At 72.7% G+C, this 14,366-nt stretch carries 14 protein-coding genes; 5 read left to right on the top strand and 9 right to left on the bottom strand.

All coding sequences use genetic code 11. The features are described from left to right. The first annotated feature begins 13 nt into the window (after window positions 1-13). Complete coding sequence (locus ACLBYB_RS00385) at window positions 14-211, top strand: hypothetical protein (RefSeq protein ID WP_447697500.1); 198 nt, start codon at window positions 14-16, stop codon at window positions 209-211. A 131-nt stretch (window positions 212-342) separates the two neighbouring features. Here the strand turns inward: ACLBYB_RS00385 and murI are convergent, their stop codons facing one another. Further along, entirely contained in the window at window positions 343-1,218 is an 876-nt protein-coding gene (gene murI / locus ACLBYB_RS00380; RefSeq protein WP_205833387.1) for a glutamate racemase, read from the bottom strand. A 294-nt stretch (window positions 1,219-1,512) separates the two neighbouring features. On the opposite strand from murI, the gene egtB reads away from it, so the two are divergent. The 3 genes from egtB to ACLBYB_RS00365 are packed head-to-tail and all read left to right on the top strand — an operon-like array spanning window position 1,513 to window position 4,866. Next, window positions 1,513-2,781, top strand: coding sequence for an ergothioneine biosynthesis protein EgtB (gene egtB, locus ACLBYB_RS00375; RefSeq protein WP_447697499.1), 1,269 nt, complete (start codon window positions 1,513-1,515; stop codon window positions 2,779-2,781). A gap of 18 nt (window positions 2,782-2,799) precedes the next feature. After that, window positions 2,800-3,774, top strand: coding sequence for an L-histidine N(alpha)-methyltransferase (gene egtD / locus ACLBYB_RS00370; protein WP_100253524.1), 975 nt, complete (start codon window positions 2,800-2,802; stop codon window positions 3,772-3,774). Between the two features lie 27 nt (window positions 3,775-3,801). Beyond that, window positions 3,802-4,866, top strand: coding sequence for an adenylate/guanylate cyclase domain-containing protein (locus ACLBYB_RS00365; RefSeq protein ID WP_447697498.1), 1,065 nt, complete (start codon window positions 3,802-3,804; stop codon window positions 4,864-4,866). A 21-nt stretch (window positions 4,867-4,887) separates the two neighbouring features. Here the strand turns inward: ACLBYB_RS00365 and ACLBYB_RS00360 are convergent, their stop codons facing one another. The 5 genes from ACLBYB_RS00360 to ACLBYB_RS00340 form a co-directional block, all read right to left on the bottom strand. Beyond that, complete coding sequence (locus ACLBYB_RS00360) at window positions 4,888-6,186, bottom strand: flavin monoamine oxidase family protein (RefSeq protein ID WP_447697497.1); 1,299 nt, start codon at window positions 6,184-6,186, stop codon at window positions 4,888-4,890. Window positions 6,187-6,250: 64 nt separating this feature from the next. Further along, window positions 6,251-6,535, bottom strand: coding sequence for a hypothetical protein (locus ACLBYB_RS00355; protein WP_020095819.1), 285 nt, complete (start codon window positions 6,533-6,535; stop codon window positions 6,251-6,253). Between the two features lie 92 nt (window positions 6,536-6,627). Continuing rightward, on the bottom strand, window positions 6,628-9,114 hold the full coding sequence (clpA, locus tag ACLBYB_RS00350) for an ATP-dependent Clp protease ATP-binding subunit ClpA (RefSeq protein ID WP_026605345.1): 2,487 nt from the start codon (window positions 9,112-9,114) through the stop codon (window positions 6,628-6,630). A 38-nt stretch (window positions 9,115-9,152) separates the two neighbouring features. Further along, the gene (gene clpS, locus ACLBYB_RS00345; protein ID WP_447683660.1) at window positions 9,153-9,539 is read right to left on the bottom strand and encodes an ATP-dependent Clp protease adapter ClpS; all 387 of its coding nucleotides are present in this window, start codon (window positions 9,537-9,539) and stop codon (window positions 9,153-9,155) included. Window positions 9,540-9,744: 205 nt separating this feature from the next. Next, window positions 9,745-10,089, bottom strand: coding sequence for a phasin family protein (locus tag ACLBYB_RS00340; protein ID WP_447697496.1), 345 nt, complete (start codon window positions 10,087-10,089; stop codon window positions 9,745-9,747). A 338-nt stretch (window positions 10,090-10,427) separates the two neighbouring features. Between ACLBYB_RS00340 and ACLBYB_RS00335 the strand changes: the two genes are divergently transcribed. After that, window positions 10,428-11,897, top strand: coding sequence for a D-alanyl-D-alanine carboxypeptidase (locus ACLBYB_RS00335; protein ID WP_447697495.1), 1,470 nt, complete (start codon window positions 10,428-10,430; stop codon window positions 11,895-11,897). 138 nt (window positions 11,898-12,035) lie between these two features. Here the strand turns inward: ACLBYB_RS00335 and ACLBYB_RS00330 are convergent, their stop codons facing one another. The 3 genes from ACLBYB_RS00330 to ACLBYB_RS00320 are packed head-to-tail and all read right to left on the bottom strand — an operon-like array spanning window position 12,036 to window position 14,176. After that, window positions 12,036-12,797, bottom strand: a complete 762-nt coding sequence (locus ACLBYB_RS00330) for a J domain-containing protein (RefSeq protein WP_447697494.1) — start codon at window positions 12,795-12,797, stop codon at window positions 12,036-12,038. 3 nt (window positions 12,798-12,800) lie between these two features. Then, window positions 12,801-13,049, bottom strand: coding sequence for a hypothetical protein (locus ACLBYB_RS00325; RefSeq protein ID WP_447697493.1), 249 nt, complete (start codon window positions 13,047-13,049; stop codon window positions 12,801-12,803). Beyond that, window positions 13,046-14,176 (bottom strand): S1C family serine protease, encoded by a 1,131-nt coding sequence (locus ACLBYB_RS00320; protein ID WP_026605342.1) that lies wholly within the window; start codon window positions 14,174-14,176, stop codon window positions 13,046-13,048. The genes ACLBYB_RS00325 and ACLBYB_RS00320 overlap by 4 nt, the downstream gene beginning before the upstream one ends. Between the last annotated feature and the right edge of the window lie 190 nt (window positions 14,177-14,366).

Below are 14,366 nucleotides of genomic sequence, written 5' to 3'. Positions count from 1 at the left end.
GAAAGCGGAAGCGATGCCGAGCGAGACGAACCGAGCGATTCAGGATGCCCCGGCGCAGGAGCCGATCCTGGAACTGTGGCGCATCCTCGCCCTGGCGCTCATCGTCGCGGCCGGCATGCTGTTCGTCCATCTGGTCGTTCCCGCCGAGGCCGACGCGTCGGCGGCACCGCTCACGACGGTCCAGAAAGCGGCCAGCCACAACCCGCGGTGAGGCGCGCGGCCCCGGAGGGCGACCGACGCGGCGCCTGAGCGACGCGGTCCGCTGAAACGGCGCGGCGGACGACCGGTCAGCCCGGACCGGGCATCACCCGGCGAAGCCTCGGCGGCGCGCGAGGCGCCGCGTCACTGCATCGGCAGCGGCACCGCCTCCACGGCGACGTCGCCGATGCCCCGGGCGGCGAGGGCCGCGCGCAGGGCGTCGGTCAGGCAGGTGCCGGCCGTGAAGGCGCCGAGCGCCGAGCCGTGCCGGTCCGCCTCGCGGGGGAGGGGGCCGATCAGCTGCACGACGCGCCGAGCGATGGCGGGCGCCGGGTCGATCCAGGTCACCGGCCAGGGCGCGACCGCCTGGAGGCGCGGCAGCAGCAGCGGATAGTGGGTGCAGGCGAGGCAGACCACGTCGGTGCGCCGCCCGTCCGCCTCGGTGACGAAGCAGGGGGCGATCTCGGCGGCGAGGGTGGCGTCGTCCACCGGCGCGCCCGCGAGCTCGGTCTCCGCGAAGCCGGCGAGGTTCTGCGAGCCGACCAGCGTCACCGCGCAGGAGCCCGCGTAGGTCGCGATCAGGTCGTGGGTGTAGGAGCGCGCCACCGTGCCGGGCGTCGCCAGCAGGGTCACGAGCCGCGAGCGCGTCGCCTCGGCGGCGGGCTTGATCGGCGGGACCACCCCCACGAAGGGCGTCGTGAAGCGCTGGCGCAGCGCCGGGAGCACCAGCGTCGAGGCGGTGTTGCAGGCGATGACCACGAGGTCGGGCCGGTGGGTCGCGACCAGGCGCTCCATCACGGTGAGGACGCGGGCGACGAGGGTCGCCTCCGAGAGCCGGCCGTACGGGAAGGCGGCGTCGTCGCCGACATAGACGTAGCGGGCATCCGGGCGGGCGCGCCGCACCGCGTCGAGGACGGTCAGGCCGCCGAGGCCGGAATCGAACACCAGGATGGTCGGCTCTGCGGCGCAGCGCAGAGCGGCGGCGGACAGGCTGGCCCCGGCCATCAGATCGATCCGCATGAGAACCCCGGACTCCTCGAAGAGCGTCCCAAAATCTCGGCAGCGAGGGTTAAGGCGGTGTCACTGCGGCGAGAGAAAGACCCGTGATCCCCAACCCGTTCCGTTAACCGGCGCGCCGACGCGGCGAAGAGGCCCGGTGGGCCGAGCGGCGACCGCGCGCCGACCAGGCGCACGCGAAGCCGCCGCGTCCGCTCTTGCAGAGGTTGTCGGAACACGGCCGGAACATATCTTCTGCGCGCCGGCCGGGGTCGAGAAGACGGTTCTCGGTCAGGCCCGAAAAAAGGGATCATCGTCATGGCAGCGACAGCCGCACTGCGCCCGGACGAGAGACGCGACCCCGCGGCACCGGCCTTCCCGCCGCCGCACGTCACGGCCCGGCCGATCGACCGGGCCGCCTGGATCGCCGCCTACCGGCAGGTCCGGAGCGAGACCGAGCGCCGCGCCGCGCCGCTCTCGCCGGAAGACCAGCAGGTCCAGTCGATGGCCGATGCCAGCCCGACCAAGTGGCACCGGGCGCACGTCACGTGGTTCTTCGAGCAGTTCCTGCTGCGGGAGCACCTGCCGGGCTACGCGATCTACGACGCGCGGCTGCACTACCTGTTCAACTCGTACTACGTGGCGGCCGGTCCCCGTCAGCCGCGCATCCAGCGCGGCATGATCACCCGCCCGACCATGGCGGAGGTCGCGGCCTACCGCGCCCATATCGACCGGGCGGTCGAGGCCCTGCTGGGCCAGGCCTCCGAGCGCGCGCTCGAGGCGGTGCTGCCGATCCTGGAGATCGGCCTCTACCACGAGCAGCAGCACCAGGAGCTCCTCCTCACCGACATCCTGCACGCCTTCGCGCAGAACCCGCTGAACCCGGCCTACGACCCGGACTGGCGCTTCCCGAAGGCGGCGGCGCAGGCCGGCCAGGTCGCCCTCGACCGCGCGATCGCGTGGATCGGGCATGCGGGCGAGGGGTTCTCCTTCGACAACGAGTCGCCCCGGCACGAGACGCTGATCCCGGCCGGCCGCCTCGACCGGGCGCTGGTGACGAACCGCCAGTGGCTCGCCTTCATGGAGGATGGCGGCTACGCCAAGCCGGAGCTGTGGCTCTCCGACGGCTGGTATGCCGGGCCGGCGGAGGGCTGGGAGGCCCCCGGCTACTGGCGCCGGGACGGGGAGGGGTGGGCGACCATGACGCTGGGCGGCGAGCGCCCGGTGGATCTCGACGCCCCCGTCACCCATGTCAGCTACTACGAGGCCGACGCCTACGCCCGCTGGGCCGGCCGCTTCCTGCCGACCGAGTTCGAGTGGGAGGTCGCGGCCCGCGACGGCGGCCTGCCGGACGCCTTCGGCCTCGTCTGGCAATGGACCCGCAGCGCCTACGTCCCCTACCCGGGGTACCGGCCGCTCCCGGGGGCTCTCGGCGAGTACAACGGCAAGTTCATGGCCAACCAGTTCGTGCTGCGGGGCTCGTCGGTGGCGACCCCAGAGGGCCATGCCCGGCTGCCGTACCGCAACTTCTTCTATCCGCACCAGCGCTGGCAGTTCACCGGCCTGCGCCTCGCCGACGCCGCCTGACGCGCCCCGGAGCCGCCCTTGACCATCAAGCCCACCTTCGCCGACGCGACGCCGGTCACGCTGGACGCGCCGCCGCTGAGCTTCCTCGACGACGTCCGCGCGGGCCTGTCCAAGCCCCAGAAGGCCCTGTCGCCGAAATACTTCTACGACGAGGCCGGGTCCGCGCTGTTCGAGGCGATCACCCGGCTCCCGGAATACTACCCGACCCGGACCGAGATCGGCATCCTCGACGCCTGCGGGCCCGAGATCGCCGCGCTGCTGCCGGCCCACGCGGCGCTGGTGGAGTTCGGCAGCGGCTCGACCGTGAAGCTGCGCCGTCTCCTGCGCCACCTCGACACCCTCGCGGCCTACGTGCCGGTGGACGTCTCCGGCGAGTTCCTGCGCGGGCAGGCGGAGGTCCTGCGGGGCGACTTCCCGGACCTGCGGGTCGAGCCGGTGGTGGCCGACTTCACCCGCGACTTCGACCTGCCGGACAGCCTGAACGGCCTGCCGCGCGCCGGGTTCTTCCCGGGCTCGACCATCGGCAACTTCGACCCGCACGAGGCCGAGGCGCTGCTGCGCCGGTTCGGGCGGATCCTGGGGCCGGGCGCCCACATGATCGTCGGCGTCGACCTCGTGAAGGACCCGGCGGTGCTGGAGACCGCCTACGACGACGCGCAGGGCGTGACGGCGGCCTTCAACCTCAACCTCCTGACCCGGATCAACCGGGAGCTCGCCGGCCGCTTCGAGCCCGGCGCGTTCAGCCACCGGGCGGTGTTCAACACCGACGCCTCGCGGATCGAGATGCATCTCGTCGCCCGCGACGCCCAGGCGGTGCGGGTCGGCGCCGACACCTTCGCGTTCGCAGCGGGCGAGACGATCCACACCGAGAGCAGCTACAAATACACGCCGGCCACGTTCCGCGCGCTGACCGAGCGGGCGGGCTGGACGTGGCTGACGGTCTGGACCGACCCGGACCAGCTGTTCTCGGTCCACGCGCTCCGGCTGGACTGAGCGGGGCCGGGCGGGGCACGCGAACCCATGCGCTTCGGCCCGCGCTGGTTCCTGCTGGTGGCGCCCGCCCTGGGGGCCCTGGCGGGGCTCCTCTACGGGGTGATCTTCGGGATCGCCCCGCTGACCGGGACGGCGATCCGCGGCGCGATCATCGGCACGCCGATCCTGCTCTACGAGCGCCAGCTGCTGGCGCCGCGCCTGCGCGACCGCATCCGCGGCCTTGCGACGCCGCTGTTCCTGCTCGCCACCGTGGCGCTCTACATCGCGCTGATCGTGGTCGGGAACGCGGTCGCCAGCACGGTGCTGAACCAGCTGTTCCGCTTCATGTACAGCGAGCGGAACGCGATGCTGATGTCGCAGTCCGGCCTGCTCTACGCGCTCGGCATCTCGGCCCTGGTGGTATTCGTGTTCCGGGTCCGCGACCTGATCGGCCCCGGCGTCTTCGCCAACCTGCTGATCGGGCGCTACCACCGGCCGATCAGCGAGGAGCGGATCTTCCTCTTCCTCGACGTGACCGGATCGACGCGCTTCGCCGACCGCCACGGCGACCGGGCGGCGCAGGCCTATCTCGGGCAGGTGTTCAACGCCCTGGCGCTGCCGGTGGCGCGCGCCCGCGGCTCCATCGACGACTACGTCGGCGACCTGGCGCTGGTGACCTGGACGATGGAGCGGGGCCTGCGCGACGCCGCCTGCCTGCGCTGCGTCTTCGCGTTCCAGGAGCGCCTCGCCGCCGAGGCGGAGAGCTGGCGCGGCCGCTTCGGGCAGGTGCCGCAGTTCCGCGCCGCGCTGCATTGCGGTCCGGTCGTGACCGCCGAGATCGGGCTGGAGCGGCACAAGATCGCGTATTTCGGCGACGTCGTGAACACGACGGCCCGGCTGGAGGCCCTGTCGAAGACCTTGGGCGTCGACGTCCTCGTCTCGGCCGACCTCCTCGCCCGGCTCGGCCCGCTGCCGGACGACCTCGTGGCGGAGGATCTCGGAGCCCACGCCCTGCGCGGCCGCGCCGAGCCCATGGCGGTGGCGGCGATCCGGCGCCGGGCCACCGTCGCGGCACCCGCGCGACCGCTGCCGAGCCGCGCCGCGACCGCGTGAACCGCCGCGGCGACGGGCCCGTCAGGCGCCGAGCGCCTTCAGCACCGCGCGGGCCGCGCGCTCGCCGTCGAGGGTCGCCCCGCCCACCGTCATGGCACCGCCGCCCGCCAGCGCCTCCCCGGCGAAGAACACGCGCCCGCCGACCGGCGCGCGCAGGCGGTCGCGGGCCTCCGCGTGGCCGGGGGCGGCGATCGAGTAGGAGCCCCGGGCGTGCGGGTCCGTCCACCAGCCGGCGAGGCTCCCGGCCTGGACGGCGCTGCGGGCGCCGCCGCCGAGGACCGCGACCAGGCGCTCGGTGGCGAGCGCCACCGCCTCCGTCTCTCCGGCCCGGCACAGGTCGCGCGCGAGGTCGCCGCCGAGATTGGCCACCGCCAGGGACCGGCCGAAGGGCTGCATCTCGAAGTAGATCGTCGGGCCGGCCGTCGCCACCGAGACCGCGTCGCCGAGGTCGGCGCCGTCGAGGCGCGCGGGGTCGAGGCGCAGGCCGATCTTGGTGTAGGCGCCCATCGACAGGCCGTCGAGCGCCGTCCGGGCGGCGTCCGGCAGGTCCGGCGCGAACGCCACGGCCCCGGCCTTCAGCACGCCGACCGGCACCGTGACGATGGCGGCGGCGGCCGCGATCGTGCCCCGCGCCGTCTCGACCCGGACCCCGCGGCCCGACCAGTCGATCGCCCGCACGGGGCAGCCGAGGCTGACCGGCAGGTCGGCGAAGTGCCGCGCCACGAGGTCGCCGTAGCCGTCGATCCAGAGGTCGGAGCCGGACCAGAGCCGGTCGTAGTCCACGGCCGAGACCCGCTCGGGATCCTCGCCGAGGGAGAGCCGGCTCAGGCCGGCCGCCGCCAGGGCGGCGTCGGGGCCGCCGGCCCGGGCCGCCTCCGCCAGGGACGGGTCGCCGCCCTTCGGGGCGAGCAGCGCGTCGAGGCCGGAGAAGCCGGCGCGCCGCTGCGCCGCCTCGGCGGCGGTGGCGGGACGGCCGTCGACGACGAGCCGGCGCGCCCAGCCGTCCTCGCGGGCGACGTGCGCCCCGGCCGCCCGGGCGATGGGCGCCCAGGGATTGCGCTCGGCCCAGTGGATGTACTCGGCGCCGGCGTCGAACCGGCACGCGGCGCCGAGCGCCCGGTCGGTGAAGGCGCGGCCTCCGATCCGGTCCCGGGCCTCGACGAGGGTGAAACTCTGCCCGGCCGCCCGCAGGAGGGCGGCGGCCGCGAGCCCCGCGGCCCCGGCGCCGACGACGACCACGGATCCGCCGCCGGCGCGGGCCCGGAGGGCCGGCATCGCCAGGAGGGGGGCGGCGAGCAGCGATCGACGGGTCGGTGTCATGGGCGCGCCCGCTCGGAACCGTCTCCGGAGGCGTCGCCTCCTGCGTCCGGACAGGGGCGGCGCGCTAGCCGCGCGCGCCCTGGGGACCCGAACGCTTCTCCATCATGGCCTTGACCTGCATCAGCTGGTCCCAGACCTGGCCCGGCGAGGTGCCGAAGAAGTCGAAGCCGGCGGCGATGCCCCAGTAGATGCCGAAGCAGATGAACGGCACGAGCACCCAGGCCAGCACCTCCTCGCCGCGGCGGCGCCGCTGGCGACGCCGGCGCCGCTCCTCGCGCCGGGTGAGCTTCTTGGGGGGCGCCGGCTGCGCGACGGGGGACAGAGGTCCCTCGTGCAGGTTGTCAGTCATCGGGCGCCTCCTCGCCGCGGCGCATGCGCGTCGCGGCGGTCATAGACCGGCGGCCCCCGAGTCCGGAAGGCCGCCGGCCGGCCTGCACACCATTAGGCGCGCACGAGTGGCACCTTCGGCACGGTCCGGACGCCGCCGCCCGAGCTGCCGCCGCCGCCCTTGTTGTCCTTCGGCGTCTTCTTCCGGGCCGCGGTGCGGGGCTTGGCGCGCTTGTGGCGCTTGGCGGCGTTGGTCACGTCCTTCTCGGGCTTGGGCGTCACGGGACCCGCCGGGAAGTCGAAGCCCAGGCTGTCCTTGGCGCCGGCCTTGGCCTCGCCGTCCTCCGGCTTGCGGACGACCACGCGGACCGCGCCGCCGTCTTTCAGCTTGCCGAACAGGACCTCGTCGGCGAGCGGCGTCTTGATGGTCGACTGGATCAGCCGGGCCATCGGGCGCGCGCCCATCGCGTCGTCGTAGCCGTGCTCCACCAGCCAGTCCCGGGCCTCGTCGGAGAGCTCGATCGTGACGTTGCGGTCGGCGAGCTGCGCCTCGAGCTGGAGGACGAACTTGTCCACCACCTTCGCCACCACGTCCTTCGGCAGGTGGCCGAACGAGATGATCGCGTCGAGCCGGTTGCGGAATTCCGGCGCGAACAGCCGGTTGATCGCCTCGACGTCGTCGCCGGAGCGCTTCGACTGGGTGAAGCCGTAGGCCGCCTTGGCCAGGTCCGAGGCGCCCGCGTTCGACGTCATGATGATGATGACGTTGCGGAAATCGACCTGCTTGCCGTTGTGGTCGGTCAGCTTCCCGTGGTCCATCACCTGCAGCAGGATGTTGAACAGGTCCGGATGCGCCTTCTCGATCTCGTCGAGGAGCAGCACGCAGTGCGGGTGCTGGTCGATCCCGTCGGTGAGCAGGCCGCCCTGGTCGAAGCCCACGTAACCGGGGGGCGCGCCGATCAGGCGGCTCACCGTGTGGCGCTCCATGTACTCCGACATGTCGAAGCGCAGCATCTCGACGCCGAGCGAGGCGGCGAGCTGCTTGGCGGCCTCGGTCTTGCCGACGCCGGTCGGGCCCGCGAACAGGTACGAGCCGATCGGCTTGTCCGGGTCGCGCAGGCCGGCCCGGGCCAGCTTGATCGCCGAGGTCAGGGCCTCGATGGCGTTCGGCTGTCCGTAGACCACGCGCTTCAGGTTCTCGGTCAGGTGCTGGAGCACCACCGCGTCGTCCTTGGAGACGGTCTTCGGCGGGATCCGGGCCATCGTGGCGATGGTCGCCTCGATCTCCTTGATGCCGATGGTGCGCTTGCGGCGCGCCTCCGGCACCAGCATCTGCGAGGCGCCGGTCTCGTCGATCACGTCGATCGCCTTGTCGGGCAGCTTGCGGTCGTTGATGTAGCGGGCCGACAGCTCCACCGCGGCCTTCACGGCCTCGGTCGTGTACTTGAGCTTGTGGAACTCCTCGAAGTACGGCCGCAAGCCCTTCACGATCTCGATCGTGTCGGGGATCGACGGCTCGTTGACGTCGATCTTCTGGAACCGGCGGACCAGGGCGCGGTCCTTCTCGAAGTACTGGCGGTACTCCTTGTAGGTGGTCGAGCCGATGCAGCGCAGCGTGCCGGACGCCAGGGCGGGCTTGAGCAGGTTCGACGCGTCCATGGCCCCGCCCGAGGTCGCACCGGCGCCGATCACCGTGTGGATCTCGTCGATGAACATGATGGCGTTCGGGTGCGCCTCGATCTCCTTCATCACCTGCTTGAGGCGCTCCTCGAAGTCGCCCCGGTAGCGGGTGCCAGCGAGCAGCGTGCCCATGTCGAGGGAGAAGACGGTCGCGTCGGCGAGCACCTCCGGCACCTCGTGCTGGATGATCTTGCGCGCCAGACCTTCGGCGATCGCGGTCTTGCCGACGCCGGGATCGCCGACCAGCAGCGGGTTGTTCTTCTGCCGGCGGCAGAGGACCTGGATCGTCCGCTGGACCTCGCTCTCGCGGCCGATCAGCGGGTCGATCTTGCCGTCGCGGGCCTTCTTGTTGAGGTTGACGCAATAGGCGTCGAGCGCGTCGCCCTTCTTCTTGGCACCGCGGGGATCGCCCTCGTCGCTCGGACGCTCGGACGCGCCCTCCTCGTCGGCACCGCGCACGGGCTTCGCCTCGGAGGCGCCGGGCCGCTTGGCGATGCCGTGGCTGATGTAGTTGACCGCGTCGTAGCGGGTCATGTCCTGCTCCTGCAGGAAGTAGGCGGCGTGGCTCTCGCGCTCGGCGAAGATCGCCACCAGCACGTTGGCGCCGGTCACCTCCTCGCGGCCCGACGACTGGACGTGGATCACGGCGCGCTGGATCACGCGCTGGAACCCGGCCGTGGGCTTGGCGTCCTGCCGGCCATCGCCGGTGAGGTTGGAGAGCTCGGTATCGACGTAGTCGACCAAGCTGCGCTTGAGCGTGTCGATCTCGACGTTGCAGGCGCGCATGACCGCGGCCGCGTCTTGGTCATCCACCAGGGCGAGCAGGAGATGCTCCAGCGTCGCGTATTCGTGCCGGCGCTCCCCGGCGAGCGCCAGGGCGCGGTGGAGGGCTTGTTCTAGGCTGCGTGAGAAGCTTGGCAAAGCTGGCCTCTGTCCTTCGTGCCTACCGCGAGCGGCGCCTATTTCTTTTCCATAACGCACTGGAGAGGATGTTGGTGTTTGCGTGCGAAGTCCATGACCTGCGTCACCTTGGTCTCCGCCACCTCGTAGGTGAAGACCCCGCACTCGCCGACCCCGTTCTGATGCACGTGCATCATGATGTGGTAGGCGTCCTCGTGGCTCTTGTTGAAGAACCGCTCGACCACCAGGACCACGAACTCCATCGGCGTATAGTCGTCGTTCAGAAGGAGTACCCGGTACAGACTCGGCCGCTTGGTCCGCGGCTTCGTGCGCGTGATGATCGCGGTGTTGGACCGGTCGTCGCCCCCGGGCGTGCGCGAACCGGATGCCGTGACCGCGATACGCGCCGGCCGGTGCTCCCTGGTCGAACTCGCGGTGCCCTGCATGGGGACCTGTCTCATGTGCGTCGAACCGATCCCTTGCTCGGAGCGGGCGCCGCCGGCCCTCACGGCCGATCCTGATCCTGGCCTGCCGGGAGCAGCGCTCAGCTCCACGCCGGTTAATCTACAGACGGTGAGCCGACTTCGCCAGACGCCTGTGCGCACTTGTCCGCCCTGCACCGCGCGTCCCCGGCGCATGATGGCCGACCCGCTAGCGCGCCGGGCCGGGACGGGCCGCGGCCGGCGCCACCGCCTTCGGCTGCAGGAACGCGCCGGTCAGGCCCAGCATCGCGTCGCCGGCGGCGGCCGAGCGGGCCGCGGCGCGCTCCCCGGCCCGCTGCAGGTACGCGGCCTGCACCGCCAGGATCTCGGTCGGGCTGCGGGCCGCCGCCAGCGCCCCCCAGGTCGCCCCGAGATCGTCGAGGGCCTTCTTGACCGAGTCGAGATACTCGATGCCGAGGGTCTGGGCCGCCCGGCTCGCGATCCCGAACCGCCGCAGGGGCGTCCCGAAGCCGGAGGCGACCGGGCTCAGGGGGAGGGCAGGGGGTCTCTGCATCGCCGATCTCCGGTCCGCCGCCGAGCCGGCCCGCCATCCGCGACCGACAGTTTCGGATCGCCGCGAGAGTGTGCGGCACGACAGCCAGCGTCAAGCTCGGGCCTGTAAGAGCGGCCGGCCGCGACCGGCACGGCATGGCCGACCGGCAACAGCGGGTCGGGAACGGCCGGTAAGCGGATGCCGGACCGGCACGATCCGGCACTCGCCGCGATCGCATTAACGGGCCTGTAACTGCACTTGCCTAACTCTCCACTGATGCAGCGGGGCCACGTGATCGGCGGAAGGCTCTGCAGGGGATACGACCGGCCAGATCCGGTCTCGCGAGGCAATCAGGCGTGATGCGTAGCGTAGTAGGCCGCTCCCGGACGATTCCAGCGCTCCCGGCCGCGATCCTGGCCGCCGCCGTCCTGACGGCCATGGCCTCACCGGCCGACGCCCGGCGCGGTCGGCACCACCACCATGCCCGCGCCGGCGGCGGCTACAACCCGCCCTACGCGGCGATGGTCGTGGACGTGAAGAGCGGCAAGACCCTGCACGCGGTGAACGAGGACGCCCTGCGGCACCCGGCCTCGATCACCAAGGTGATGACGCTCTACATGCTGTTCGAGCAGATGGAGCGGGGCAAGTTCGCCCTCGATTCCGACCTGACCATCTCGGCCCACGCCGCCGCCCAGGCGCCGTCCAAGCTCGGCCTGCGCCCCGGCCAGACCATCTCGGTCGAGGACGCCATCAAGGCGATCGTGACGAAGTCGGCGAACGACGTGGCCTGCGCCATCGGCGAGAACATCGCCGGCTCCGAGGAGCGCTTCGCCCAGATGATGACCGCGAAGGCCCACGCCCTCGGCATGAGCCGCACGCACTACGCCAACGCCTCGGGCCTGCCCGATCCGGACCAGCTGACCACCGCACGGGACCTCACCGTGCTGGCGCGGGCGATCCAGGACCGGTTCCCGCACTACTACCGCTACTTCCAAACCCGGTCCTTCGCGTTCCGCGGCCGGGTGATCGGCAACCACAACCGCCTGCTGGGCAACGTCCAGGGCGTCGACGGGATCAAGACCGGCTACACTCGGGATTCCGGCTTCAACCTGATGACCGCGGCGAAGTCCGAGGGGCGCCAGATCGTGGCGATCGTGCTGGGCGGCAAGTCCGGCGCGAGCCGCGACCGGATCATGGCCGACCTCGTCCGCGCCAGCCTGCCGCGCGCCTATGCCGGCGCCCGGATCTCGGCGCCGGTCACCGAGGTCGCCGAGCGCGCCCGCCCGGCGGTCGTCGCCGACGCGGTCTCGCGGACTCGCACGCAGGTCGCCTCGGCGGACGACGAGGACGTCGAGACGACCGGCACCACCGGCGAGCCCCTCGACCTGTCTCCCGCCAAGACGACGACGCCGGGCGGCACCTGGAAGCCCGGCCCGCAGGGCATCCCGAAGGCGGCCCAGGCCTATGCCGGCGGCGGCAACGCCCAGCCGCCCTTCCCGGGCGCGTCCAAGTCGACGGCCCGCGTGGCCTCCCTCGAGCGCGACGAGCCGCCGAAGGCGGTCTCCGGCGCCCGCGTCGTCCCGACCGCCTGGGTGATCCAGCTCGGCGCCATGGACGACGAGTCCAAGGCCCGGACGATGCTCTCGGAGGCGCGCGCCAAGGTCGGCGGCAGCCTGTCGAAGGCCGCGCCCTACACGGTCAAGGTCGAGCACGGCGGCACCACGCTGTTCCGCGCTCGCTTCTCGGGCTTCTCCGAGCAGGATTCCGCCCAGGAGGCCTGCTCGGCCCTGAAGCGCAGCGGCTTCAGCTGCTTCGCCACCCGGAGCTGAGACCCGCGAGACCCGTCGGCGCGCCCGCGCGCCGCGTTTCGCGAGCCACCGGCGCGCCCGCGCGCCGGATACGGAACGGCCGCGACCGAGTTCGTCCGCGGCCGACGATCGGTAACTCTCTGACAACGCGCGTGGAGTTCAGCGATGTCGGTTCAGAAGCCTGTCCCGGGCCGCGTTGACGCGCGCCGCGCCCTCGGCGCTGCCCCCCTGGTCGGGGTGGGCGCGCTTCATGAGAGACCGGTGGGCCGACCGGATCTCCTCAGCGGTCGCCCCGCGCTGAAGCCCCAGGATCTCGTACGCCTGCTCCTGCGTCATCGCCCCTGGATGCGGCGGACGGCGCGGCCGCGGGTCGCGATCGCCCTCAGCGTCTACACGCCATCCGGGCGCCCGGCGGTCGAGATACGGCTCTAGCAGGGCGGCGCCGGCGGCGTCGCGGATCCGGCAGAGCCGCAGCAGCTCGACCACGGCCCCGGTGGGCATGCTGTCGAGCCACGCGCCGGCGCCCGGCCCCGCGATGACGCGGCCCGTGCGCAGGCTGCCGTCCGGGCGCACGAGGGCGTCGATCAGGACCGTGCGGAAGCGGCGGTCCTCCGGGTCGCGCGGGCGCTCGCCGGATCCCGGCCGGATCAGCCGGCGCAGCCGCGCGGTCATGGCGGCCTGGCCCTCGATCATCCAGACGCCGCTCAGCCCGAGCAGTGCCGCGAGGACGAAGTTCCCGCGCAGGAGCAGGAACCCGGCCGCGAGCAGCGCGAAGGCGCCGAAGGTCGGCAGACGCGACCGCCCGAGGGCGGCGCCGAGGCCCGCCCGGAGACCGCCGCGGAGCCTCCGGCCGAGGCCGCCCGAGTTCTTCGACAGCCACCACAGGGTCAGGCAGGCGAGCAGGCCGGCGAACAGCACCATCGCTCAGCGCCGCACGCCGTAGAGGGCGGACGCGCTCCCGCCGATCTGGATGCTCGTCCCGTCCCCGAGATCGAAGTGGCCCGGCCGGCGCGGCGTCGGCGGGCGCACGCTCGCGTCGCAGCCGGGCTGCGGCGGGAGGCGCACGCCCTCGGGCAGGTTCTCCGGGCAGAGGCGCGCGCGCGTCGGCGCTTCGCCGGCCCGCGCGGCGGCGGCGAGGACGATCAGGGTCAGGAGGAGGGCCGCCCGCGTCATCGCCGGTTCTCCGCGACCTCGGCGGTGGTGACGCGGACCTGCCGGATCCGGCCGTCGCGCTCCACCTTGAGGGTCACGCCGGCGCCGAGGCCGGCCTCCTCGATGGCCGCGGTCAGGTCCGCGAGGCGGTGGACCGGGCGATCGTTGGCCTCGACGATCACGTCGCCGAGGTCGCCGGTCTGCGGGTCGACGCCGCGCAGCCCGGCCTGCGCGGCCGGGGAGCCGGGCAGCACCCGCACGATGACCACGCCGTCGATGCCGAGCCGCGCGGTGGCCGCCTCCTGGGCGGCGATGATGCCGATGCCGGGATTGCGCACGCGGCCGGCCTTGATCAGCTCCGGCACGATCCGGTTCACCACGTCGACGGGGATCGCGAAGCCGATGCCGGCGCTGGCGCCGGACGGTGACACGATGGCGGTGTTGACGCCGATCAGCCGGCCCGCGGAATCGAGGAGCGGGCCGCCGGAATTGCCCGGGTTGATCGCCGCGTCCGTCTGGATGACGCCGGACACTTCGCGGCCCTCGCTCGTCGGCATGCGGCGGCGCACGGCGCTGATGACGCCGGTGGTCAGCGTGTGGTCGAGGCCGAACGGGTTGCCGATGGCGAAGGCCGACTGCCCGACCTTGAGATCGGCCGAGGTGCCGATCGCCAGCGGCGGCGGCATGGTCCGCACCCGCCCCAATTGCAGGACCGCGAGGTCGTAGGACGGCGCCATCCCGACGAGGGTGGCGGGCACGACCTCGCCGTCGCTCATCCGGACCGAGACCGAGCCGCCACTCCGCGCGGCGTTCTGCACGACGTGGGTGTTGGTAACGATGTGGCCGGCGCCGTCCCACACGAAGCCGGTGCCGGTCTGCGTCCCGCCCTGCTCACCGCCCTGGTCGTCGAGGTCGAGCAGGTCGCGGTTCTGCGCGGCGCCCTGCGCGAAAACGTGAACGACGGACGGGCTCGCGCGCTCGAACAGCGCGACCGTCGAGGACTCGGCCGGCGCCAGATCGCCGCGGGCCGTGATCGCCCGGGGCGTGTCGGCCGCGTAGAGCAGCGGCTGCAGGTAGGGCTGGGCGACGTAGAGCGCCAGCAGGACCAGGACCGCGGCGAGGACGATGCGCACGGTACGATCCGGCACGGGTGACTCCGAGAGAAGCGCGTAGGCGGGCCCCGACGGGCCGAGCCTTAAGTGCGCGTTCAGGATCGGGGCGTCAACACAGAGAGGCGCCGCCGCCGACAGGCCCCTGACGTGTTCTGGCGCACGTCGGCGACCGGCGCAGACTGGCTAACGGAATGGTCATCATTCAGGAGCCACAATTCTCGCAAGT

This window comes from Methylobacterium sp. D54C, assembly GCF_053345595.1.
The sequence above is the reverse complement of the archived record's forward strand: the minus strand, read 5'-3'. Positions and strand labels throughout refer to the sequence as shown.

Excerpts from the sequence above, each read along its gene's own strand:
- ACLBYB_RS00385 (WP_447697500.1), top strand. The coding sequence starts at position 14 with ATGCCGAGCGAGACGAACCGAGCGATTCAGGATGCCCCGGCGCAGGAG.
- murI (WP_205833387.1), bottom strand. The coding sequence starts at position 1,218 with ATGCGGATCGATCTGATGGCCGGGGCCAGCCTGTCCGCCGCCGCTCTG.
- egtB (WP_447697499.1), top strand. The coding sequence starts at position 1,513 with ATGGCAGCGACAGCCGCACTGCGCCCGGACGAGAGACGCGACCCCGCG.
- ACLBYB_RS00365 (WP_447697498.1), top strand. The coding sequence starts at position 3,802 with ATGCGCTTCGGCCCGCGCTGGTTCCTGCTGGTGGCGCCCGCCCTGGGG.
- ACLBYB_RS00360 (WP_447697497.1), bottom strand. The coding sequence starts at position 6,186 with ATGACACCGACCCGTCGATCGCTGCTCGCCGCCCCCCTCCTGGCGATG.
- ACLBYB_RS00355 (WP_020095819.1), bottom strand. The coding sequence starts at position 6,535 with ATGACTGACAACCTGCACGAGGGACCTCTGTCCCCCGTCGCGCAGCCG.
- clpS (WP_447683660.1), bottom strand. The coding sequence starts at position 9,539 with ATGCAGGGCACCGCGAGTTCGACCAGGGAGCACCGGCCGGCGCGTATC.
- ACLBYB_RS00340 (WP_447697496.1), bottom strand. The coding sequence starts at position 10,089 with ATGCAGAGACCCCCTGCCCTCCCCCTGAGCCCGGTCGCCTCCGGCTTC.
- ACLBYB_RS00335 (WP_447697495.1), top strand. The coding sequence starts at position 10,428 with ATGCGTAGCGTAGTAGGCCGCTCCCGGACGATTCCAGCGCTCCCGGCC.
- ACLBYB_RS00330 (WP_447697494.1), bottom strand. The coding sequence starts at position 12,797 with ATGGTGCTGTTCGCCGGCCTGCTCGCCTGCCTGACCCTGTGGTGGCTG.
- ACLBYB_RS00325 (WP_447697493.1), bottom strand. The coding sequence starts at position 13,049 with ATGACGCGGGCGGCCCTCCTCCTGACCCTGATCGTCCTCGCCGCCGCC.